This is a genomic window from Pseudomonas sp. DCA-1, assembly GCF_046523955.1.
In the GTDB taxonomy this organism is placed as follows: domain Bacteria; phylum Pseudomonadota; class Gammaproteobacteria; order Pseudomonadales; family Pseudomonadaceae; genus Aquipseudomonas; species Aquipseudomonas putida_Y.
Genome location: NZ_CP169881.1, coordinates 2,634,622 through 2,654,520, shown reverse-complemented (window position 1 = coordinate 2,654,520; position 19,899 = coordinate 2,634,622). Strand labels below are relative to the sequence as shown.

General features: G+C 63.3%; 18 protein-coding genes and 1 pseudogene. 7 read left to right on the top strand and 12 right to left on the bottom strand.

Annotated features, from left to right (window positions below):
* Positions 1–111 precede the first annotated feature (111 nt).
* The 4 genes from peaD to peaA are packed head-to-tail and all read right to left on the bottom strand — an operon-like array spanning position 112 to position 4,634.
* Positions 112–1,233 carry a quinohemoprotein amine dehydrogenase subunit beta gene (gene peaD / locus ACE4QZ_RS12470; RefSeq protein WP_021782949.1) on the bottom strand — a complete coding sequence of 374 codons (1,122 nt, stop codon included), beginning with the start codon at positions 1,231–1,233 and terminating at the stop codon, positions 112–114.
* 31 nt (positions 1,234–1,264) lie between these two features.
* On the bottom strand, positions 1,265–1,588 hold the full coding sequence (gene qhpC / locus ACE4QZ_RS12465; protein WP_014590799.1) for a quinohemoprotein amine dehydrogenase subunit gamma: 324 nt from the start codon (positions 1,586–1,588) through the stop codon (positions 1,265–1,267).
* A gap of 1 nt (position 1,589) precedes the next feature.
* Entirely contained in the window at positions 1,590–3,020 is a 1,431-nt protein-coding gene (gene peaB, locus ACE4QZ_RS12460) for a quinohemoprotein amine dehydrogenase maturation protein (protein ID WP_084851053.1), read from the bottom strand.
* Between the two features lie 48 nt (positions 3,021–3,068).
* Positions 3,069–4,634, bottom strand: a complete 1,566-nt coding sequence (peaA, locus tag ACE4QZ_RS12455; protein WP_031322210.1) for a quinohemoprotein amine dehydrogenase subunit alpha — start codon at positions 4,632–4,634, stop codon at positions 3,069–3,071.
* Positions 4,635–5,037: 403 nt separating this feature from the next.
* On the opposite strand from peaA, the gene ACE4QZ_RS12450 reads away from it, so the two are divergent.
* Together ACE4QZ_RS12450 and ACE4QZ_RS12445 are read left to right on the top strand one after the other, a co-directional pair.
* Positions 5,038–6,531: an aldehyde dehydrogenase family protein gene (locus tag ACE4QZ_RS12450; RefSeq protein WP_021782946.1), complete on the top strand. Its 1,494-nt coding sequence runs from the start codon at positions 5,038–5,040 to the stop codon at positions 6,529–6,531.
* Between the two features lie 138 nt (positions 6,532–6,669).
* A complete protein-coding gene (locus ACE4QZ_RS12445; protein WP_103444484.1) occupies positions 6,670–7,983 on the top strand; it encodes a hypothetical protein in 1,314 nt (437 codons plus the stop codon).
* A gap of 37 nt (positions 7,984–8,020) precedes the next feature.
* Here the strand turns inward: ACE4QZ_RS12445 and ACE4QZ_RS12440 are convergent, their stop codons facing one another.
* The 4 genes from ACE4QZ_RS12440 to ACE4QZ_RS12425 are packed head-to-tail and all read right to left on the bottom strand — an operon-like array spanning position 8,021 to position 13,618.
* Entirely contained in the window at positions 8,021–9,313 is a 1,293-nt protein-coding gene (locus ACE4QZ_RS12440; RefSeq protein ID WP_103469734.1) for an NAD(P)/FAD-dependent oxidoreductase, read from the bottom strand.
* Positions 9,306–9,983 carry a peptidase S8 gene (locus ACE4QZ_RS12435; RefSeq protein ID WP_021782937.1) on the bottom strand — a complete coding sequence of 226 codons (678 nt, stop codon included), beginning with the start codon at positions 9,981–9,983 and terminating at the stop codon, positions 9,306–9,308. Before ACE4QZ_RS12435 ends, ACE4QZ_RS12440 begins: the two co-directional genes overlap by 8 nt.
* Complete coding sequence (locus tag ACE4QZ_RS12430; RefSeq protein WP_279934720.1) at positions 9,973–11,706, bottom strand: ABC transporter ATP-binding protein; 1,734 nt, start codon at positions 11,704–11,706, stop codon at positions 9,973–9,975. Before ACE4QZ_RS12430 ends, ACE4QZ_RS12435 begins: the two co-directional genes overlap by 11 nt.
* 1 nt (position 11,707) lies before the next feature.
* A complete protein-coding gene (locus tag ACE4QZ_RS12425) occupies positions 11,708–13,618 on the bottom strand; it encodes a sigma-54-dependent Fis family transcriptional regulator (RefSeq protein ID WP_021782935.1) in 1,911 nt (636 codons plus the stop codon).
* Positions 13,619–13,800: 182 nt separating this feature from the next.
* Here ACE4QZ_RS12425 and ACE4QZ_RS12420 point away from each other — a divergent pair, with 182 nt between their 5' ends.
* On the top strand, positions 13,801–14,001 hold the full coding sequence (locus ACE4QZ_RS12420; RefSeq protein ID WP_157829265.1) for a hypothetical protein: 201 nt from the start codon (positions 13,801–13,803) through the stop codon (positions 13,999–14,001).
* Positions 14,002–14,066: 65 nt separating this feature from the next.
* On the opposite strand, the gene ACE4QZ_RS12415 is transcribed toward ACE4QZ_RS12420, so the two are convergent.
* Positions 14,067–15,068: a zinc-dependent alcohol dehydrogenase family protein gene (locus tag ACE4QZ_RS12415; protein ID WP_021782933.1), complete on the bottom strand. Its 1,002-nt coding sequence runs from the start codon at positions 15,066–15,068 to the stop codon at positions 14,067–14,069.
* Between the two features lie 107 nt (positions 15,069–15,175).
* Here ACE4QZ_RS12415 and ACE4QZ_RS12410 point away from each other — a divergent pair, with 107 nt between their 5' ends.
* Entirely contained in the window at positions 15,176–16,054 is an 879-nt protein-coding gene (locus ACE4QZ_RS12410; RefSeq protein ID WP_279934728.1) for a LysR family transcriptional regulator, read from the top strand.
* Positions 16,055–16,116: 62 nt separating this feature from the next.
* Here the strand turns inward: ACE4QZ_RS12410 and ACE4QZ_RS12405 are convergent, their stop codons facing one another.
* Positions 16,117–16,941 (bottom strand): AraC family transcriptional regulator, encoded by an 825-nt coding sequence (locus ACE4QZ_RS12405; RefSeq protein WP_021782931.1) that lies wholly within the window; start codon positions 16,939–16,941, stop codon positions 16,117–16,119.
* A gap of 130 nt (positions 16,942–17,071) precedes the next feature.
* On the opposite strand from ACE4QZ_RS12405, the gene ACE4QZ_RS12400 reads away from it, so the two are divergent.
* Complete coding sequence (locus ACE4QZ_RS12400; protein WP_021782930.1) at positions 17,072–17,590, top strand: carboxymuconolactone decarboxylase family protein; 519 nt, start codon at positions 17,072–17,074, stop codon at positions 17,588–17,590.
* 13 nt (positions 17,591–17,603) lie between these two features.
* On the top strand, positions 17,604–17,858 hold the full coding sequence (gene grxC, locus ACE4QZ_RS12395) for a glutaredoxin 3 (RefSeq protein WP_021782929.1): 255 nt from the start codon (positions 17,604–17,606) through the stop codon (positions 17,856–17,858).
* A 116-nt stretch (positions 17,859–17,974) separates the two neighbouring features.
* Here the strand turns inward: grxC and ACE4QZ_RS12390 are convergent, their stop codons facing one another.
* Both ACE4QZ_RS12390 and ACE4QZ_RS12385 read right to left on the bottom strand, forming a co-directional pair.
* Positions 17,975–18,361, bottom strand: coding sequence for a putative quinol monooxygenase (locus ACE4QZ_RS12390; protein WP_279934731.1), 387 nt, complete (start codon positions 18,359–18,361; stop codon positions 17,975–17,977).
* Positions 18,362–18,576: 215 nt separating this feature from the next.
* Positions 18,577–18,831: pseudogene (locus tag ACE4QZ_RS12385) on the bottom strand (alcohol dehydrogenase catalytic domain-containing protein); the annotation flags it as partial.
* Positions 18,832–18,936: 105 nt separating this feature from the next.
* Here ACE4QZ_RS12385 and ACE4QZ_RS12380 point away from each other — a divergent pair.
* Positions 18,937–19,827 carry a LysR family transcriptional regulator gene (locus ACE4QZ_RS12380; RefSeq protein WP_101196012.1) on the top strand — a complete coding sequence of 297 codons (891 nt, stop codon included), beginning with the start codon at positions 18,937–18,939 and terminating at the stop codon, positions 19,825–19,827.
* Positions 19,828–19,899: the final 72 nt, after the last annotated feature.

The following is a 19,899-nucleotide window of genomic DNA, read 5'->3' as shown; positions in this document are numbered from 1 at the left end:
GTTTTCTGTGCTGGCTTCTTCGCGGGTGAACCCGCTCCTACAAAAAGCTGCACCGGCCTCAAATGTGGCGCCGTCCTTTGTAGGTTTACCCGCGAAGAAGCACACACCGTTTTAGCGAACGAACACCTGCGGCGTCGTGGTAGACATGTCACCACCCGGCAGCTTGATGTTCTTCACCTTTTCCAGCGTATCCGGGTTGAACACCGCCAGGTCATTGAAGGTGCCACCCAGGTAAAGCTTGTCGCCCTTCTTGTCGAACGTCACGCAGTAGTAGGTGTGCTCCAGATTAGCCGCCTTGATCAGCTTGCGCTGTTTGATGTCGTACTTGGCCAGGCGGTTGAGCACGCCGTAGATCTGGTTCGGGTCCTTGGGCGAGCGCAGGCCGGTGAAGTACAGCTCGGTCAGGTCGGCGAACTCCTGGGTGTGGGTCTTACCGGTCTTAAGGTCGATGCTCAGGTAGCCATACAGCGGTTCGGCGGTGGCCGGGTCCTGCTTGTCATCCTTGAATTTGGCAATGGTGTACAGCATGGTGAACTCATGGCGCGGGCTCTGGTGCGGCCAGAAGTACAGCACATCCGGGGCGCTGTAACCTTTGCGGTTCCAGTTGCGCAACGGCAGGGCCACCGTGTATTTGCCGGTCTTCACGTCCATCTTGTAAATATCCGGCCCGGCAACGTACAGGCTGCCATCGTCGGAGGCGCGCATCAGATACACCTGGCGCGGCATCGGGAAGGTGCGTACGGGCTTGGCCTGAAGGCCATCAGCGGTGCTGAACACCTCCAGCCGCGGTGGTTTGACCACGTAATGGTCGTTCAGCATCTGGGTCGGGTTGACCGTGGCGTACACCTCTTTGCCATCGGGGCTGATGGCGAACGAGTATATCGACCGGCCAACTTCACCGGCTACGCTGGACAGGTTGGCGTGGAAGGTGTTCTTGCAGGTGTCCAGGTCAATGCCGTAGATGTCGCCGTAATGGTTGTTGAGCACGTAGGCGGTGCGGTTGTCCGGCGCCATCATTGCGGTGCCAGGGCCGAACTTGTCGGGCATCCGGCAGCTTTTGAAGACCGTGTCACTGGCCACATCGACCACATGCAGGTTGTTTGGGTAGTTGGTCACGATCATGTATTCGTGGCCAGCCTTCAGTGCCGGGCCAGTGTCGTCGGCCTGTGCCAGCCCGGCGCAAGCCATGGCGGCGATGGTGAGCGCCAATGGCGCGCAGCGTCCAGCTTTCATGCGGTTTCCCCTTGTCATTCTTGTTGGGCCGTCACTTGTCTTTCGGGAACACGGTGCCGAGGTTGCGCCAGTCCTCTGCCGAGTTGGTCGCCTGGGCGTTCCAGTCCTGGTAGGTGCTCATCATGTCCGGCACCTGGGCCGGCCACCAGCAAGGGTCGGAACAACCATAAAGGTCAGCCTCCATCGGCTGGCACAGCGAGCTCACGCCGCCAAAGGCGTCCACCTCCCAGCCCGGGTCGGTAGTGGCCGTGCAGCCTGCCACCGCGCTCATTGCCATCACTTCTTCGACACGGTCTTCGGCGGCGGCCTGCTCCAGGATGCGCGCCTTGTTGTTCAGGGGCTTCAAGTGCTTCATGTCAATGCGCCTTCCGCGGGGTGATGTAGCGATCGATGAAGGCCGGGTTGACGGCCATGATGCGGCTGTAGACTTCAATGCCGAAGTCCACCCAGTCGCGCATCAGTTCGCAGTAGTGGTAAGTCGGGTGCTGCGGGTCGCCGTAGCGCGCATAGCTTTCGTGGTAGCAGCCGCCGGAGCACAGGTTGCGAATACGGCAGCTTTCACAGCCGGTGTTGCTGCGGTCCAGGCGCTGCGACAGGAAGTCGTTGAGCTGCGCCTGCTTCACGCCCTGGTGCACGTTACCGAAGGTGGGCAGGCTGGAGCCGGTGAAGCGGTGGCACAGGTTCAGCTCACCTTCGTGGTCCACCGCCAGCATCTTCAACCCGGCGCCACACGGCAGGGCCTTCTTGTGGCCTTCGTGGATGTCGGTGATCAACTGGTGCAGGTTGGAGAAGCCGATGTTGCGGTGCTCCAGTGCCGCCTCCAGGTAGCGCCGGCCGAGTGCCTTCATGTTGGCGAAGACCTGCACCAGCTCTTCGCCAGTCAGGTTGAAGTCGGCCATGTCGCCGGAGGTAACCGGGGCAAAGCCAACCTCGGCGAATCCCATTTCGTTGAACAGGTGGTTCCAGATGGTTTCAACGTCGGTAATGCCACGGGTCAGCGTAACCCGCGCCCCCACCGGCCGGCTGGTGTAGCGCGACAGCAGCAGGTCGGCCTTGCGCCGCACCACGTCATAGGTGCCCTGCCCGCCCACGGTAATACGGTTGCGGTCGTGCACGGTCTTGGGGCCATCGATGCTGATCGACAGGCCAAAGCGGTGGGCGTTGAGCCAATCGATGATTTCTTCGGTCAGCAAGGTAGCGTTGGTGGTCATGATGAACTCCACCTGCTTGCCCGCTTCGGCGAAACGCCGCTCGCAGTAAGCCACCATGTGCTCGATCAACGGCCGGTTGGACAGCGGTTCACCACCGAAGAACACCACGCTGTAGCGCTGCTCGTTGGGTGATTCCTTGAGCAGCATCTCCACCGAGGCTTCGGCGGTGGCGGTGCTCATCTTTTTGCCGGCGGAAGGCTTGTCCAGGTCTTCCTTGTAGCAATAGGTGCAGCTGAGGTTGCAGCCGGTGTTGACGTTGAGCACCACGGTGTTCAGCGCGGTGCGCTCGACCTGCCTGAGGGCGATTTCCGGGGTCAGCGGCGAGCCGTCGCTGACCAGCTCCAGCGCGATCAGCTCGCGCAGGGTGTCCTGGATATCGTCGCCGGCAAACTGCTGGCCAAGGCGCTGCATCAGCTCCTCGGCCGAGCAGCCTTGCTGGCGCAAGGTGTCGATGATGCCGCCGGTCACCGCATCAGCGGTGAACAGCGAACTGCTGGGGATGTGGAACAGCATGCGGTCGGCATCAACCTGTACTTCGTGCAGGTTGCGTTCGACCAGGTTCAGTAGTACGCCCATGGCGACCTCCCGATAATCGATCCGTTGGAAAACCGTTGCAGCCTGCCGTTATGGCAGCGGCGGGTTGTTCCAGCGCTGTACGGTGACGATCATGTGCCCTTCGCCGGTCTGGCCACCGTCGGCCAGCGTGGCGATGACCTTGAGGTTACCGGCGTTGTTGGTCATCATCTTGCGCTCCGGGTTGGGCCCGGCGCCGCCTGGCACGAACACGCCATCGGCCTGCATCTGCCCGGCGAACTTGACGTCTTCATCCTCGACAGCACGCTCGTTGAACGGCTCGACCTTCCAACTTGCCGGCAGGTAACCGATACGCAATGGCTGGCCATCGGCATCCTTGCCCCAGGCTTCAGCCTCGAAACGCCCCTGCACTTTCGGCACGGAGGCGCCGTTCTCGCCAATGCGCGCGATGGAGAACGCCGGCACGACCTTCACTTCGTCGACTTTGTCGTAAACCGCCAGGTTCACGCCCTTGAGCGCACCTACCGCCACCTCGCGCAGGCCTGGCCTGGCATCGGCCGCGGCGCGGGCCTTGACCCTTACCAAGGTCGGGGTCTGCTCCAGCACTTCGGTCACTTCCACCCCGGCGCCCAGGTCCGGCTTGCCAGACAGGCCGCTGCCAACCAGGGTAATTTCGCTTTCGCCGCCGGCCTTGATGAACGCCGGTTGCACCGCCAGCAACTGCGCCTTGCCTTCCTTCACGGCGCTGAAGTCCAGGCCGCGCTCATCGTGATCGGCTTCGAACATACGGCCTTTCATTTCGCCATCCAGCGCAGCGAACACCTGACGCAGGTTGGTATCGCCAACCTTCACATTGCCGCGCCATTCATAACCGTTGTACAGGATGGCCGAGCCGCTGCCGTTGAACGGTGTACCGTCGGCGTAAGCACCCTTGACCTCGACCTTGAAGGTATCGCCCTCTCCGGCCGTGACGCTCATCACCCCACGTACATCGCCCTTGGCCAGCATATGGCCGCTGAATGCCCACTGCCCCGGCAGTACGTCCGCCTTGGGTTTGGCCTTCTGCCATTCGGCCCAGGCGGTGCTTTCCATCGGGTAACGCTTGGCAAGGTCCGGCACCACTTGCTGCAGGGCGATCGGCAGCCAGTCGCGGTCACGCGCCTGGGCCTGGTATTCAAGGGACGGCCATTGGCCAAGGTGGAAGTTGACCAAGTGTTCCCACTCCTTGGCCGGACGCCGTTGCAAGGCAACACGAGCACCCGAGTGGCAACGGCCACAGGTCTCGCTGAGCTGGGTGTCGAAGTGCTCGACGGTATTGAGCCGGCGCTCCATGGCGTAACGCACGCCATCGGTTTCGCTAGGCGCCAGGCCCTGCTTGTCGGCCAGGTATTTGACCAGCGTGCGACGGTCGTCGTCGCTGATCTGGAGGCCATGCATCACCTGCATGCGGGCGATGCTCATCAGCCAGCCTTCCGGCGTCTTGCGCTGGTGGCTGATGCGGCTATAGGTGTCGTTGCCTTCGGGGATATGGCACCCCATGCACTTGTTCTGCAACAGGCTCGGGCCCTGCTCGGCCGCCATGGCCTGGGTGCTCAGCAGCGCGGCGGCGACCAGCGCCAGTTTGCCCGCATGCCGCCGGAGTCGAGTCGTCTTCAAGGTCAGACCTCCACGGTTGTTGTTCTTATCGTTTTCGCACGCTTTGGTACAGCAGGTGTGCATGTGACGGTTGTGATACAGGAACTGTGCCAGTTGCGGTAAAAGCGTTTCCTTTCAACCTTTTAAGCGGTTTTCGAGGTTTGGCCAGCAGCCAAGTTGGCCATTTGCAGCGTGCCATTTCGCGACAGGGTGTTTCATGTTGAGACAGGGCCCGCGAAGACGCCGAACAGCCACTGTTTCACCACCGTCTCACACCGTCTCAATGTGCAACAGCGCAACCCGGCAATCGCGACCTTGCGCTCAGGCAAAACCCAACGCCCACAACGCTTTGCGGCCATCTGCCCACGTTGGCACGGCCATTGCGCCAGTGCCCGTCACATCCAATGACAAGAGGCACAGCCCCATGCTTTCCGAACTGCCCATCCTGCCTGCCACCCGCGCCTTTCTCGAACGCAAGCTGAAGATGCGCATCGGTGCCGACTGGCAGGACGCCGCCAGCGGTCGAACCCTGTCGTTCCGCAACCCGGCCACCGGCGAGGTGCTGGGTGAAGTGCCGGCCGCCGAGGCCGAAGATGTCGACCGCGCCGTGCGCGCTGCGCGCCAGGCCTTCGACGACTCGCCCTGGAGCCGCATGCGCCCACGCGAGCGGCAGAACCTGCTGTGGCGCCTGGCCGACCTGATGGAGCGCGATGCGCGTCAGCTGGCCGAACTGGAATGCCTGAACAATGGCAAGAGCGCCGCCGTGGCCCAGGTGATGGACGTGCAACTGGCCATCGACTTTCTGCGCTATATGGCGGGCTGGGCCACCAAGATCGAGGGTAGCACCGTCGAAGCGTCCATGCCGCTGATGCCCAACGACCAGTTCCACGGCTTCGTGCGCCGCGAAGCAGTGGGCGTGGTTGGCGCCATCGTTGCCTGGAACTTCCCACTGCTGCTGGCCTGCTGGAAGCTCGGCCCGGCCCTGGCCACCGGCTGCACCGTAGTGCTCAAGCCTGCCGATGAAACCCCACTGAGCGTGCTCAAGCTGGCCGAGCTGGTCGACGAGGCCGGCTACCCGGCCGGCGTGTTCAACGTGGTTACCGGTACTGGCCTGAACGCCGGCGCCGCGCTCAGCCGCCACCCCGGCGTAGACAAACTGACCTTCACCGGCTCCACCGAGGTCGGCAAGCTGATCGGCAAGGCGGCCATGGATAACATGACCCGCGTCACCCTGGAGCTGGGCGGCAAGTCGCCGACCATCGTCATGCCTGATGCCAACCTGCAGGAAGCCGCAGCCGGTGCGGCCACGGCGATCTTCTTCAACCAGGGCCAGGTGTGCTGCGCAGGCTCGCGACTGTATGTGCACCGCAAGCACTTCGACAACGTGGTGGCCGACATCGCCGGGATCGCCAATGCCATGAAGCTGGGCAACGGGCTGGACCCGGCGGTGCAGATGGGCCCGCTGATTTCAGCCAAGCAGCAGGACCGCGTCACTGGCTACATTGAGCTTGGCCGCGAACTGGGCGCCACTATCGCCTGCGGGGGTGAAGGATTCGGGCCTGGTTACTTCGTCAAGCCGACGGTGATTGTCGATGTGGACCAGCGTCATCGCCTGGTGCAGGAAGAAATCTTCGGGCCGGTGCTGGTGGCGATGCCATTCGATGACATCGACGAAGTGATCGGCATGGCCAACGACAACCCCTACGGCCTGGGTGCAAGCATCTGGTCCAACGACCTGGCCGCGGTGCACCGAATGATCCCACGCATCAAGTCCGGCTCGGTGTGGGTCAACTGTCACAGCGCCCTCGACCCAGCACTGCCGTTTGGTGGCTACAAGATGTCCGGCGTCGGTCGCGAGATGGGCGCAGCGGCCATCGAGCATTACACCGAGCTGAAATCGGTGTTGATCAAGCTCTGATCCTTTTCCTGTGCCGGCCTCTTCGCGGGTGAACCCGCTCCTACATCAGATAACACATGCCTTGTAGGAGCGGGTTCACCCGCGAAGAGGCCGGTACAGGCGATACAAAAACAACAATAACAACCATGGAGCAAACCCATGAGGCACACACTCGCCTGCACATTGGCCCTGCTGTTAACCGCACCCGCCACCCACGCCTACGAGCTGTACAACCACGATGGCACCAGCCTCAACGCCAACCTCGAAGCCCTGTTCGGCGTCTTCCATAGCGAGGAAAGCTTCAACCAGGCCGGCAACCGCCAACCCGGCAGCACCGCCTGGCAGGAAGGCTACGTAAAATACGGCCTCAGCGGCAGCCAGACCCTGGCCGATAGCGGCACCCTCTACGGGGCCTTCAGCCTGCTCAGTTCCGCCACCTGGGGCGATGGCGACGCCGCCGGCCTGACCTTGGGCGACGAACGTCGCACCGCCATCGAAGACCTGTACCTGGGCTGGCGCTCGGCCAACCTGTTTCCGGCGCTGGGTGAAGATGGCGTCGACATTTCCGGTGGCCGCCAGGTCGTCACCCTGGGTGATGGTTTCCTGATCCAGGGTGACCCGGTAAACCTGGGCAAGGTCGACCTGGGGGCCAACTTCGATCGCGGCGGTGCCTACTACCTTGCTGCACGCAAGGCCTTCGACCGCACCGCCGTGCTGCGCCTGGGCGGTAACCAGGGCTGGCGCGGTGACCTGATGTGGTTGAAGTCCGACAACCACTACCAGGCCGACACTTCCCTGGCGGTAGCCAACCTGGAGCACGTCACCGACACCGGTACCGTCGGCCTGAGCTGGATCCGCGGCCTCGACGTGGACCAGCGCTATGCGCAGATCATGGGCCTGGAACACCGCGACGGCATGGACACCGCCAGCCTGCGCGGGCGCGGCAACCTGGGCGTCAAAGACCTGGAGCTGGCCGCCGAGTACGTGACCCAGGACAAGAGCGGCGGGCGCGAGAATGCCTGGTACCTGGAGGGCAACTGGACCTTCTCCCAATTGCCCTGGTCACCTACGGCCACCTACCGCTACAGCCGCTTCTCCGAAGGCTTCGACCCGCTGTTCTATGGCCTGAGCCGGGGTTACGGCACCTGGTTCCAGGGTGAAGTGGCAGCCAACTATGCCGGGCCGTTCAACAAGAACAGCCAGGTGCACCATGTAGCGCTGAAGGGCAAGCCACGGGACAACCTGACCGTCGGCGCGCTGTACTTCGACTTCGACACGCTGGACACCGACCAGGGCAACCTTGGCGGGCGCGAGCTGGACCTGTATGTGGAATGGATGGTCAACGACCACCTGCTGATCAGCCCGGTGGTGGGGTTCTACAAGCCGGAGCGCAGTGCGGCCAATGGCGGCACGCAGCTGGGTGGGCGGGATACCGGGACTTACATGCAACTGGTCGTCGGTACCTTCTTCTGATCCGACATCCTGGGGCTGCTTCGCAGCCCCGACAATCTCAAACCAACCCCTGCTCCCCCAGCCACCGCCGCACCATCCTCTGCTGTTCACCCGCAAGCCCTGACAACACCGCCTCAACAGGCCGGCCACTGCGTATTTTTTGCACCACAGGTGCCAGTTCCACCCCCTGCAAATGCCACACCCCCAACGGCTGATCCGCTGTCACCACCACCTCTGCTGCATCCACCAGCCCATCACGCAGTACAGGCCGTCGCTCAACCCGCACCGCTTGCCAATCAGCCGCCTGATGCAGGGGGTGCGCATCCGGCCAACCCTGGCGCCGGGCCCAGAACGGTTGCCCCACCCGGCGTTGTTCCTGGGCATAGAAATCCCGGCCAATGCGGGCAAAACGCAGGAACAGCTGCTCGACCCGCTGCTGGTGAAACTGCCGCGCCAGCTCAGCCCGCTCAGGCCTGCGCAGCAACGTATTGATCACCACCGGCGCCTGCAATGCCGAAGAGAGCGACTGAAAAATCCCGTTGCCCGACAGCGGGTCAACGGCCATCGCGGCATCCCCCACCCGGATCCAGTCCTGCCCGACACATTCACCTGCCAGAATGGCGGTACTGCTGCGTGCATGCACCTGTGCCGGGATCAATGCCTGACCGTCGAACAGCTCGGCTACCAACGCGCTGCGGCCCCGCAACGCCACGCAGTAAGCTGCCAACCCAGCTTTCCCCGGCAGCCCGGCAGCCTCCTGGGTGACTTGCCAGTAACAGCGGCCATCTTCCAGCCGTGCCATCCACGCCCAACCATCCTCCAGGCTCTCCACCGCCGACGCAGGCGCACCGGGGCTACCCTGCCAGACATTGAGCAAGCTGACCGTTTCCGGCCCACGCAGGCGGTCTGCGGCCAGGGGAGCCTGTCGGCCTCGGGCCTCAACCAGGAAATCAGCGGTCAGCACCTGCCCATCGTCCAGGCGCACATGATGACCGCCCCCCTTCACGACCTCACGCACCCGCCCCTCGACCACACGTACACCTGCGCGCTGAAGGTCTTCGCGCAACGCCTGGTCAAAGCGTTGCCGGTCGAGCAAAAACTCCTGGTTCATGTGCAGGTGCTGGCCGTTCCAGTGCACCTGGCGGGTGGCCGGCATGGCCGCTTGGCTCAAGGCCCCGCCAAGCCCTGCGTGCCGCAAGCCCTCCAGCACCCGCAGCGAAACGCCTTCAACTGCCGCGAAACGGCGCCACTCCGACACCACTGTCACGGTGTGACCCAGCCGCCGCAAGCCAATGGCCGTGGCTGCACCCGCAGGGCCGGCCCCCAGCACCACAATGCGCGGCTCAACCATGGCTGGGCCCTCGACGCTCTGGGCCGATGAAAGCCGCGTGATCGCGCAACCAGTCATGGACCTGCTGGCGATCCCTGCCCGGCTCGTCACGCAGCAAAGCCGCAATCCTTCCGCTCAAAGCCGCACAGCCCAAGCTCGCACCCGCTCGGCCGCCCGCCCCCACATAACCGCCAAAGTCCGCCTGCCGGGTGCCAAGCCAGGACCACTGGCCGGGCGCACAACGCGCATCACCGGTCAGTCGAATCACACCCGGGTAGCTGGCCGGGTATACCGGCCCACCCTGTGCCGGGCTGGATGCACACAACAGCACGCCAGCCGCCAGCGCCTCGGCACAAGCCTGATGCAGCACGGGCCGGTCCTGCTGCAAGCCCAGGCTGAGATTGACCAGCGTGGCCCCCGATTCCACCAGCCACAGCAATGCGGCAGCCACCTGCAACGCACTGGTGCTGGCCTGGGCGCTGAACACCTGGGCCACCAGCACCGACACCGGACCGGCCTCGTGTTGCAAGCTGGCGAGCACCGCACTGCCGTGCCCAAGTTGGTCGGGGAGCATTTCACCTTCGCGCAACTGGCCGTCCTCCAGCCAGAAACGGCGGGCGCCCAGCAAACCGTTGGCCTGCGCCGGCGAGCAGCCGCTGTCGATGATGCCAACACGTACGTCAGTGCCCATGTTTGATCACCTCCTGCGCCAGATTCTGCAACTGGCCGTCATGCAGTTGCAGGTGCAGGTCGGCATCGGCCAGGGTCGAAGCCCGGTGGCTGATCAGAATACGCGTGCGGCCAGCGAACAACTGGTCGATGGCCGCGATCACTTCACGCTCGGTGGCTTCGTCCACCGCCGAAGTGGCCTCGTCCAGCACCAGGATCGCCGGGGCCTGCAATACCGCGCGGGCGATGGCAATACGTTGCTTCTGCCCGCCAGACAACTGCTGGCCACGCTCGCCCAGCAGGCCGTCCAGGCCCAATGGCAGGCTGTCGACCAGGCTGTCCAGCCGCGCCAGGCGCACCACCCGCTCCAGTTCGTCACGGCTGGCCTCGGGCACGCCATAAGCCAGGTTCTGCGCCAGGGTGCCACGGAACAACACGATGTCCTGGCTGACCACTGCGATTTGCCTGCGCAATGCAACAAGGTCGAGGTCGCGCAGGTCGACGCCGTCCAGCAGGATGCGCCCGGCATCCGGGTCGTAGAAGCGCTGCAGCAGGTCGATCAGGGTTGACTTGCCCACCCCGGAGGCACCACTGATGGCGACTTTCAGGCCACCCGGGATGCTCACCTGCACGTTTTTCAGTACCGCACCCTGGCGCCCCTCATGGGCAAAGCTCAGCGCCTCGAGGCGTAACTCGCCGGGGCCAAAGGGGATGGGCTGCGGGTTGGCGGTCTGATGTACCGCTACCGCCTCCTGCTTCAGTTCCATCACCCTTCCCAGGCTGACAGCCATGCGCTGCACCGCCACGTACAAGCCCAACAGGCTCTGCACCGGCCCAACCGCCATACCCATGTAAGTAGAAAAAGCGATCAGCGCGCCCAACTGCCAGGTGCCTTGGATAACCCACCAACCACCCACCAGGAACGCGCAGGCGCGGCACCACGAGGTCAATGTGCCGGGGATGGCCTGGGTGAAGAATTCGGTCACCTGCACCTTCAGCAACTGGCGCATGTAACCTTGCCCAAGCTGGTCCAGGCGCCCTGCTTCCCGGCCTTGCTGGCCGGCCGCCTGGATGAACTTCATCGCCGGCAGGGTCTCGACCAGAAAAGACGACACATCCGCCGAGCGCTCACGCAAGTTGCGCACTTCGCGCTCCACCTTGCGCCGCATCCAGCGCAGCCACAGCACCTCGATCGGCACCAGCAGCGCCAGCAACAGCGACAACTGCCACGACAGCATCAGCATCAACGCCACCGCACCCACCAGGCCGATCACCGCCGACACCGCCGAGAACAGCGAGTCCACGGCAAAGCGCTGGATCTCTGCCACATCGCCATCCAGCCGCGAAAGAATGTCGCCGATACGCCGCCGCCCGTAGAAGGTTGGCGACAACTGCTGCAGATGGCGGTAAAGATCGTCGCGCAAGGCGAACAGGATGCGCCCCGACAGGCGCGTATGCAGGTAGCGGTTGACGCCGGCCAGCACCGTGCCCAGCAGGCCCGCGCCGATCATGATTGCCGCCATGTGCCAAAGCGTTTGGTAATCCTTGGCCAGCAGCCCTTCGTCGATCAGGGTCTTGACCAGCCAGGGTTGCGCCAGCGCCAGCAGCGATGCACCCAGCGACAAACCGAGCAACAGGCCGATGGCACGCCGGTGTGGGCGCACGAAACCATACAGCCAGGCCAACGCCTGGCGCATGAGTACAGGGTCGCTGGAGTCCACCAGCCTTGCGAACAGGCCGCCCACGTCAGCCGCGCAACTGCTTGAGCTTGCGGTACAGCGTCGCCCGGCTGATACCCAGCGTCTCGGCGGCGGCCGAGACGTTGCCCTGGTGGCGTGCCAGAGCACCGCGGATCTGCTCCAGTTCATTGTCCTTGAGGCTGCCGGAGGGCGCTGTGCTGCTCGCCAGCTCGTCCAACAGGCAGTCGGTAAGGTGATCGAGGGTCAGCACCTGCTCGCCATCCTCGCGCATGGCCAGGGCGGTGCGCACCACCATTTCCAGCTGGCGGATGTTGCCTGGCCAGTCGAAGCCTTCGAGCAACGCGGTCAACGCCGGGTCGAGGGTTACGCCACGCGCATCGGCCTTGTCCAGCAGGCCCTGGATGATCGCCGCCAGGTCGTCGCGTTCGCGCAGGGCCGGCAGGCGCAGCGACACACCGTTTACCCGATAGTACAGGTCTTCACGGAAGTGTTGTTCCTGGACCAGGCGCTTGAGGTCGCGGTGGGTGGCGCAGATCAGCGCCACGTCGATGTCCTGCTCGTCGCCCGCCCCCAATGGTGCTACGCGGCGCTCCTGCAATACCCGCAGCAGGCGTGCTTGCAGGGCCAGCGGCATGTCGCCGATTTCGTCGAGAAACAGCGTGCCGCCATGGGCCTGCATCAGCCGTCCGACCATGCCGCCCCGGCGCGAACCGGTGAAGGCGCCCTCACGGTAGCCGAACAGCTCGGACTCGATCAGCCCTTCGGGAATGGCCGCGCAGTTGACTGCCACAAACGGTTTGTCGGCACGCGGGCTGGCCTGGTGCAAGGCGCGAGCGACCACTTCCTTGCCGGTACCGGTCTCGCCCAGCAGCAGCACCGGCAGGCCATTGCCCAGCCCCTGGCGGGCCATGCGCAAGTTGCGCGCCAGCCGTGGATCACCACCGGCCAGGGCGTCGAGTGCCGGCGACTGCTTGCCCAGCACCGGCTTGCTTGCCGGCGTGCTGCCATTGACCCGGCCATGGCGTGGCAACTGCAAGGCACGGAAGTGGAACTCGCCCTTGGCCGTCTGCACACTGCTCACACCGCCCTGCCACAGGCGCGCAATGAACGCAGGTGACCGTTCACCGAGCAGGTCAGTGCTGCGCCGGCCAATCAGCTCATGGCGCGGCACCTGCAACAACTGGCAGGCACTGTCGTTGGCGGCCAGCACTTCACCGTCCAGGCTCAGGGCCAACAGGCCGTGCCAGGCACTGTTGAGGTACTGCGGGCGGCTGTGGAAGGCAAGCACCAGCTGCTCTGGGTGGCACAGGCCAAACAGGCGGCTTTCAATGTTGCCGGCCGCCAGCATCAGGGTCGACAGGCTGTCCTGCGGTTGCGCCATCACCCCTTCGCGGGTGATGTCGAGCACGCCGATCACCTCGCCGCGCGGGTCGCGCAAGGGTACGGAAGTACAGGAGAACGGGCTCAGACGGTCAAGGTAATGTTCGCCGCAGTTGATCAGCGTCGGCCGGCCTTCGACCACGGCCGTGCCGATGGCGTTGGTGCCACGCAGCGATTCGCTCCAGCAACTGCCCGGGTGCAGATCGCGCAGGCCCTCGCGCTGCAGCACGTGCTTCTGGCCTTCGATGGCCAGCACGTTGGCCTGGGCGTCGCCGAGGATGACGATGCCAGCCTTGCCCTGGCGCGCGACCAGGTAGTCAAGTTCTGGGGTGACGGCATCGATCAGCAGGCGGTTGCGCTCCAGCAGCAGGCGCAGGTCATGGCCCTGTTCCAAACCCAGGCCGACCTGTTCGCCCTGCAGGCAGTCCAGGCCGTGGCCCAGGCTTCGGCGCCAGGAGGCGTCGATCTCATCACGCAGCATGCCCAGCGGTAGTTCGCCTTCGCTGGCCAGCTTCAACCGGGCCTCGCGGGATTCGTGCAACGGGTCGTGGGCGTTTGTTATTAGTTGTCGCGCCATTTTCTACTCCGGCTGTGCCCCGCAATGTGACGGGGTACGGGCTTGGGAATTTTCCGCAGTGTGCGGGAGAAATGGCTGGCCGTCATCTGGTTGATGGTTCGAGGGGGGTGACCAGAATCTTGGGTAGGAGCAACGGTCTTGCTCAATTTCTAAAAGCTGGCGCCATCCCTGTGGGAGCGGGCTTGCCCGCGAACAAGGGCGAAGCCCGTGCCATCCACGACGGCGACGGCAGGAATACTGCGACGATGAAGGTGCTCCTCGCCAAGACCCCGCCTTTCCTGTTTTCGGACACGGATCTGAAAGACGTGGTAGTCCAGCGTGTTTCCAACGGCCTGGAGCATCTGCGTGTGAAACGCCAATTTTACCCTTGGGCAGATTCGTGAAAGCCAGCCAGGGCCAGAAGCGGGCGCTACTGGCCGGTAACTGCTGATTAATGAAGCTCTGGAGGCTAATCGCTTACCAACTGGATAACCGTCTTGCCCCTGCCACGACCTTCCGCGACCTGTCGGAATGCGTCGTTGACCTCGTCCAGTGCAAACTGGTGCGGGTCCACCCGGATCGCCAGTTGCCCGGCATCGGCCAGAACAGCTGCCTCGCGCAGAATACTTCCGTGGTGTTCGCGCCCCTTGCCGGTCAGTAGCGGTGCCAGGGTGAATACACCCGAGTAGGTGGCACTTTTGAAGGATAAAGGCGCGAGACTGTGCTGGCCCCAACCGAGGCAGCTGAGTACGTGCCCGGTATACGGTTTTACTGCCTTGAATGACGCATCCAACGTGCTGCCGCCAACGGTGTCATAAACGATGTCGAAACCTTCTCCAGCCGTATATTGTTCGACATAGGCCTCTACACCCTGCGCCTGATAATCAATCGCCGTGGCTCCTAGCGAGCGGATGAAGTCTAGACTGCTCGCGGAGCCGGTGGCGTAGACTTCGGCACCGCGAGCCTTGGCCAATTGCACCGCAACTTGGCCGACGCCACCTGCGCCGCCATGAATCAGCACCCGCTGACCACTATGAACATTGGCGCGATCAACCAGACCTTCCCAGGCGGTGATGAAAACCAACGGCAACGCGGCAGCCTCACGCATGCCGAGCGCATGCGGCTTTGATGCAATCAGCCTGGCATCCACGGCGATGTATTCGGCCAGGGTGCCTTGGGCGCCCCCGATGCCGCCGGCCATGCCGAAGACCTCCTGGCCAGGCGTGAAACCATCAACCGCCTCGCCCAGTTCAACGACCGTACCAGCGAGATCCAGGCCGAGCACGGCCGGCAGCGCCTGGCGGGCATGAGCGCCTGCACCGACAGCGATCTTGGTGTCGAGCGGGTTGACCCCTGCGGCGTGAATCCGCACCAGGACCTGCCCCTTGCCGGGCACAGGACGGGCGATGTGGCGCACGGCCAGCGGGGTCTGGGCGGATTCGGCGATAGCGGCAAGCATGGTCTGATTCATGACGGGAACCTCTGAATGAGTGGACGCTTACAGGTTGCACCGTCTTCCTCATTCCGATAAGAAACTAAATTTGCATATTACTTATTCCCCAAAGAGGCCCAATAGCGATGGATCTGTTCGACAGCATGCGCATCTTCGTGCGCGTCGTGGAGCGTGGCTCGTTTTCGGCAGTGGCTCGGGAGCTGAACATGGGGCAGCCGGCAGTCAGCAAGCAGGTCCGTGCGTTGGAGCAGTACCTGGGCGGAGCCGTGTTTGCCCGCAGCACCCGGCACCTCGCCCTCACCGATCAAGGGCAACGTTTCTACAGCCACTGCCAGGAAATTCTCAGCCAGCTAGAGCATGCCACGCGCAGCTTCGCCAGCGGCCAGGAGCAGATCGCCGGCCCCCTGCGAATTGCCGCACCGGTCAGCTATGGGAGGCTGTGCATAGCGCCCCTGATCGGGACTTTTCTACAGCGACATCCCGATGTGCAGATCGACCTGCGCCTGAACGATTACAACGAAGACCTGCTCATGGAAAACATCGACCTGGCCATCCGCATTGGCGTGGTGAAGAGCGAGGGACTGGTGGCCGTGCCCCTGGGCACCAGCACACGGCGAGTCTACGCTGCACCGGCCTATCTCGATCGCCATGGCCGGCCACGCGAGCCCGCCGAACTGGCAGGCCACAACTGCATCGCCTTCACCTTGCTTGAGCATTACGACCGCTGGCACTTCACCCGTCGTGGCGAAGCACTTGAGGTTGCAATCAAAGGCAACGTCACCAGCAACAACAGCGAGGCCATTCGTGAAATGGTCCTAGCCGGCCTGGGCATCTCCCTGTCTCCGCAATGGCTGTTTGCTGCGGACTTCGAGCAGGGTGGCGTGTGTAGCCTGCTCGACGAATACCAGACGACCGCGCTGCCGGTCAGCGCCGTGTTCAGCCGTGAGCGGCGACGCTCGGCAAGGACGATGGCGTTCATCGAATTTCTTCGGGAGAACGTATAAGCCACCCCGTTGGGGCACGGGACCTCGCTCATTGCCTCGCGCGCAAATCTGTCGAGCAGGCGTTATACCGCATCCTGCTGCAGCCATTGCGTCGGGCTTGCGCCCACCTTGCGGCGAAAGGTTCGGGCCAGCGCAGAAGGGCTTTCGTAGCCGACCTCATCGGCGATCAGGGCAATGGGGCGCCCTTCGCGAAGGCGTTTCTGCGTCAGGCTGATGCGCCAGTTCGCCAGGTAGTCCGCGGGGGTGATACCCACGATCTCGCGAAAGTGCGCGGCAAAGCTCGCCCGCGACATGCCCGAAAGATTCGCCAGTTCCGCCACGGACCAATTGCGCTGCGGCTCATCGTGGATCCCCACAAGCGCGCGGGACAGCTGAGTGTTGGCCAACCCGGCCATCATTCCCGAGGCGATGCTGCGGTTGGCGATGAGGTGGCGAAGCAGTTGAATGATCATCAGCTCGAACAAGCGATTGAGAATGACATCACGACCACACTCATCTCCAAAGGCTTCTTCGAACAGCCAGTGAAGGGTGCCATCAAGGCCTTGCAATTCGCCGAGGGGCTTGATGATGAAGTCCGGCAAAGCCAGGGTCAGCGGGTTGTTGGCGCCGCCATCGAAATGCAGGGTGGCGCAAACCAATTCCGCCTCATCGGCTTCGGTGGCCAGCAAGTGGTGCTCCTGCGGGCGCACCGCCAGAATCAGGCTGGGTTCGGTCAACTCGATCAGCTGGCCACGCTTGCCCCTGAAGGCCAGACGCCCCGAGCGCAGCAGGTGGGCGTGGCCGACACTGTGTTGTCCATAAAGGTGGGTTGTTCCGCAGAACCCACCCTGGTGAAACGTGGATGCGTGCAGGTTGAAGTGCTTGAGCAGTGTCGATAGTCGGTCCATAGCGCGCTCAGATTTAGACGATCTGTTGCATACCTTCGACGATCTGAAGCCGAAAGAAAAGTCTGCCTCCCTAGTATGGACTCCAGGCTTGATAGACAAGCCGTTTTGATCAACCTAGTGGAGAACTACCATGACTCGCATCGCTACTCTCTCGCTGGACCAGGCCCCTACTGGCTCGCGCGCAGCCCTCGAAGGCATTCAGAAAGGTCTCGGCTTCATCCCCAATGCATTCAAGACCCTGGCTCACTCTCCGGTCGCACTCAACGGTTACCTGGCCCTCGCCCAAGCCTTGGGTAAAGGCTCACTGAGCGCCGTCGAGCGTGAAGTCGTTGCCCTCGCCACCTCGCAAATCAACGGTTGCGACTACTGCCTGGCGGCACACACCTTCTTTGGCGGCAAGGCTGGGTTAAGCGATGAGGCCGTCAGGCAAGCCCGAGCCGGCACACTCAGCGCGGTTGCCGCGCTGGCCCAGCAGATCACCGCAAGTCGCGGCCAGTTGAGTGACGAGCAGATCGCTGCAGCGCGTGAGGCGGGCCTTACGGATAGCAAGATCGTGGAGGTAGTGGCGCAGGTCACGCTGTTAACCCTGACCAACTACCTGAACAACATCGCCGCTACCGATATCGACTTTCCGCCATCGGCAAGCTAGGAGGGTAACCACCATGAGCCACGTGACGATCTACACCACCCAGCACTGCCCTTACTGCGTGAGCGCCAAGCGACTGCTGTCGAGCAAGGGCATTACCCCCGACGAAATCGACGTTGAACAGTCACCCCGGCACTTGGCGGAAATGATGCAGCGATCCCAACGCCGAACCGTCCCACAGATATTTGTTGGCAAGGTGCATGTCGGCGGCTTCGATGACTTGGCGAGTCTGGATCGCAAGGGCCAGCTCGAAGCATTGCTTAGCGCTTGAAGTGTAAAGACAAGTCGTGGACGCCAAGCCTGACCCTGTTTGCCCTCCGCTCTTGCGTGTGCCTACGTGCCGATGCTGCTGGCAGTAACGCCACAGTGGCCAAGGCCTGGCCTGCCTCAGGGACAGGGCGCAACGGCAGATGACACCGGGTCAAGGAAGATCAGTTGCAAGGGCTCCGCCAACAACTGTTCGGCCTGCTCGGCAAACCGCTGGAAGTGAGCGGTGGTCAGGTGCGCGTCCAGGGCCTGCTGGTGGTCGAACGCCTCGCGCATGTAGAACGTCCCGGGCTCGTCGCTGCGTTCGAACAGCATGTAGTCGCGGTTGCCGGGCTCCGCCCGAGTCGGTTCGATCAAGGCCAGCAAGGCCGCTTTCAGCTTTGCTCTCTGGTCTGGCTTGGCCTTGAGGATGGCGAGGGAAACGAGGGGGTAATCTTGTTGGTTCAAATCAAGCTCCTGGTCAGTTGCAAGGCGCAGGCGCGGTACTGCCTGCTTCAAGGTGTGCATGCGTTTCGCCGGGCGTGGCGCCGTGAGTAAGCGCGGCGCAGAAAAACACGGTTCGTTTAACCCTGCTTGTTCCTGGCGGGCCGGATCGGCCGGTCCGCCGTGGTCTGTCATACGCGTTTCAGAAGCCCTCCAGGACGATCTTGCCACGCGCCTTGCCACTCTCGACCAGCGCATGGGCACGGCGCATGTTGGCGGCATTGATGAGGCTGGCGACTCTGATCTCCGGGCTTGAACAGGGTCACCTGGGCCCCGACTTCGCGGACGATTCCGGCCGCGTCCCAGCCGAGGATTTTCGGCTCTCCCGTGAAAGTTCCGGCGCGTACCTTAGTGTCGACAGGGTTGACCGACACGGCTTTGACCTCGACCAGAAGGTCCCGGGTCCCAGGGCTGGGTTTAGGCATAAAGATGTCTTGAAGAGACGCAGGGTCTTCGATAGGCAAGCCTTTGTGGATGTAACTGATCGCTCTCATAGGCACTCACTGCTGAATGTGGTTTGATCTGGCATTGAGTCTGGCGTGCCAGGCGGCCGGAAAAAACGGACCCTGCCCGTCAACACTTTCATTGCAGGAGTGATAATGATCCGTCTCGACGACCTGGGCATCTTCGTTCGCAGTGCCGCGCTGGGCAGCTTTACCGCGGCGGCCCATGAGGCCGACCTGCTGCCCGGCCAGGCAGCCGAGGCAGTCAAGCGCCTGGAGCGTGAACTGGATGTGCGATTGTTTGCCCGCACCACACGCAGCTTGCGCCTGACAGCCGAGGGCGAGCAGTACCTTCCCTCGGCCCTTGTCGCCCTGGAAGCCCTCAGGCACGGGCGCGACAACCTGCGTCAGGAAAGCGCCCAGCTCAGCGGAACCTTGCAGGTGGCCGCGCCCTCCGATCTGGGACGCAACGTGTTGTTGCCCTGGCTCACGGCGTTTCGCCGAGAGCATCCACAGTTGAACCTGCGCTTGTTTCTCTCCGACCAGATCGCCGATCTTTTTCGCGATCCGGTAGATATCGCCATCCGCTATGGCCTGAACGCCGACGCCAACTATATAGCCCTGCCACTGGCGCCCTGGAACCGCAAGGTACTGGTGGCCTCGCCCGAGTACCTGGCGCAGCAAGGCAACCTGCAAGCCCCTGAAGACCTGCTCGAACACCAGTGCTTGCTGTACATGCAGCAGGGCCGGGTCTACGACAAATGGCAACTGGGAACGCAGACCGTCCAGGTGCGTGGCGCCCTGCTCTGCGATGACGCCGATATCGCCCGGCGCTGGGCCGTGGCCGGCGAAGGAATAACCTACAAGTCCTGGCTGGATGTGAGCGACGATGTACTGGCAGGAAGGCTTGTCGTGCTATTGCAGGATCACCCCGGGCCGGCCATGCCGCTGAGTCTGGTGTGCCCACACCGCAAGCAGTTGTCGCCTGCGGTAAGGCACCTTCACGCCTGGCTGTCCAGCCGCTTCGCCGAACTGGAGCGCGACTGATCAGCGGGAAGCCAACCCCCCCTGATCGAAAGCATTCCGGCGCCCCGCTTGCGCGCAATCGAATAATTTCAA

Excerpts from the sequence above, each read along its gene's own strand:
- peaD (WP_021782949.1), bottom strand. The coding sequence starts at position 1,233 with ATGAAAGCTGGACGCTGCGCGCCATTGGCGCTCACCATCGCCGCCATG.
- qhpC (WP_014590799.1), bottom strand. The coding sequence starts at position 1,588 with ATGAAGCACTTGAAGCCCCTGAACAACAAGGCGCGCATCCTGGAGCAG.
- peaB (WP_084851053.1), bottom strand. The coding sequence starts at position 3,020 with ATGGGCGTACTACTGAACCTGGTCGAACGCAACCTGCACGAAGTACAG.
- ACE4QZ_RS12450 (WP_021782946.1), top strand. The coding sequence starts at position 5,038 with ATGCTTTCCGAACTGCCCATCCTGCCTGCCACCCGCGCCTTTCTCGAA.
- ACE4QZ_RS12445 (WP_103444484.1), top strand. The coding sequence starts at position 6,670 with ATGAGGCACACACTCGCCTGCACATTGGCCCTGCTGTTAACCGCACCC.
- ACE4QZ_RS12440 (WP_103469734.1), bottom strand. The coding sequence starts at position 9,313 with ATGGTTGAGCCGCGCATTGTGGTGCTGGGGGCCGGCCCTGCGGGTGCA.
- ACE4QZ_RS12435 (WP_021782937.1), bottom strand. The coding sequence starts at position 9,983 with ATGGGCACTGACGTACGTGTTGGCATCATCGACAGCGGCTGCTCGCCG.
- ACE4QZ_RS12425 (WP_021782935.1), bottom strand. The coding sequence starts at position 13,618 with ATGGCGCGACAACTAATAACAAACGCCCACGACCCGTTGCACGAATCC.
- ACE4QZ_RS12415 (WP_021782933.1), bottom strand. The coding sequence starts at position 15,068 with ATGAATCAGACCATGCTTGCCGCTATCGCCGAATCCGCCCAGACCCCG.
- ACE4QZ_RS12410 (WP_279934728.1), top strand. The coding sequence starts at position 15,176 with ATGGATCTGTTCGACAGCATGCGCATCTTCGTGCGCGTCGTGGAGCGT.
- ACE4QZ_RS12405 (WP_021782931.1), bottom strand. The coding sequence starts at position 16,941 with ATGGACCGACTATCGACACTGCTCAAGCACTTCAACCTGCACGCATCC.
- ACE4QZ_RS12400 (WP_021782930.1), top strand. The coding sequence starts at position 17,072 with ATGACTCGCATCGCTACTCTCTCGCTGGACCAGGCCCCTACTGGCTCG.
- grxC (WP_021782929.1), top strand. The coding sequence starts at position 17,604 with ATGAGCCACGTGACGATCTACACCACCCAGCACTGCCCTTACTGCGTG.
- ACE4QZ_RS12390 (WP_279934731.1), bottom strand. The coding sequence starts at position 18,361 with ATGCACACCTTGAAGCAGGCAGTACCGCGCCTGCGCCTTGCAACTGAC.
- ACE4QZ_RS12380 (WP_101196012.1), top strand. The coding sequence starts at position 18,937 with ATGATCCGTCTCGACGACCTGGGCATCTTCGTTCGCAGTGCCGCGCTG.